The sequence below is a fragment of the Streptomyces sp. ActVer genome (assembly GCF_027270795.1).
Lineage (GTDB): Bacteria > Actinomycetota > Actinomycetes > Streptomycetales > Streptomycetaceae > Streptomyces > Streptomyces umbrinus_A.
Genome location: NZ_JAPWHT010000913.1, coordinates 1 through 1,197, shown reverse-complemented (window position 1 = coordinate 1,197; position 1,197 = coordinate 1). Strand labels below are relative to the sequence as shown.

The window sequence follows — 1,197 nt, the reverse complement described above, 5'->3', positions numbered from 1 at the left end:
TCCGAGACGGCCCCGACGAACGTGGTCTTGCCCACGCCGAAGCCGCCCGCCACCACGATCTTCGCGGACGTGGTGGACGCGGTCGAGCAACGCGCGGCCGCCCACGCGAACACCTGGCTTGTCCGCCCCGCCGAGGCGGCGGGCGGCACCGCCGGCGAGCACGACGGCGTCATGGCCGTCGGTGTCCCGGCCGTCCGCACCGAGTGCGCCGGAGGAACCGGGCCCGATGGAGGAACCGGGTGCGCTGGGACGCTCGTACGCGGTCACCCCCCGAGTATGAGCGTCCGGTGGATCATTTCCACCCCCGCGCACAGCATGTGGACGGGGGTGGTGACGAGGTCGTACGGACCGAGGGGCTACAGGGTCCGCAGCAGGACCGCCGGCTGTTCCACGCAGTCCGCCACATACCGGAGGAATCCGCCCGCCGTGCCGCCGTCGCACACCCGGTGGTCGAAGGTGAGCGAGAGTTGCACGACCTGCCGCACCGCCAGCTCGCCCTCGTGCACCCAGGGCTTGGGGACGATCCGGCCGACGCCGAGCATGGCCGCCTCGGGGTGGTTGATGATCGGTGTGGAGCCGTCGACGCCGAACACCCCGTAGTTGTTCAACGTGAAGGTCCCGCCGGTGAGTTCCGCCGGTGTGAGCGTCCCGGTCCGTGCCGCCTCGGTGAGCCGGGCGAACTCCGCGCTCAGGGACTCCGCGTCCCGCGTGTGCGCGTCCTTCACCACCGGCACGACGAGCCCGCGCTCGGTCTGCGCGGCGAACCCGAGGTGCACCGCGTCGAGCCGGACCACCTCTCGGGCTTCCATGTCGACCGTCGAGTTGAGCTCGGGGAAACGGGCCAGCGCGGCGGTGCAGATACGGGCGAGGAGGGCGAGGAGGGAGATCTTCGGCCCGCCTGCCTCGTTCATCCGCACGCGCGCGTGCATCAGTTCCGTGGCGTCGGCGTCGACCCAGCAGGTCGCGTCCGGGATCTCGCGCCGGCTCCGGGAGAGCTTGTCGGCGACGGCACCTCGGACGCCCTTGAGCGGAATGCGGGTGCCACGCGCGTGCGTGGCTGTGGGCGACTGCGCCAGTGTGGGCGCGGGCGCCGCGGCCTGTGGTGGTCGCGCGGCGGTCGGGGCCGACGCTGCGGCCCCTCCGGCGGTGTCCACTTCCTCGGGCACAAGAAGGACGACGGCACGTATCAGCTCGACC

The 1,197-nt window shown here is 72.3% G+C and carries 1 protein-coding gene and 1 pseudogene; both read right to left on the bottom strand.

Annotated elements, in window-relative coordinates:
• Window positions 1-162, bottom strand: a pseudogene (locus tag O3Q52_RS53290) (molybdenum cofactor guanylyltransferase); the annotation flags it as partial.
• A gap of 194 nt (window positions 163-356) precedes the next feature.
• On the bottom strand, window positions 357-1,197 hold an 841-nt coding region (locus tag O3Q52_RS53285; protein WP_269655574.1), incomplete at its 5' end, for a dihydrolipoamide acetyltransferase family protein.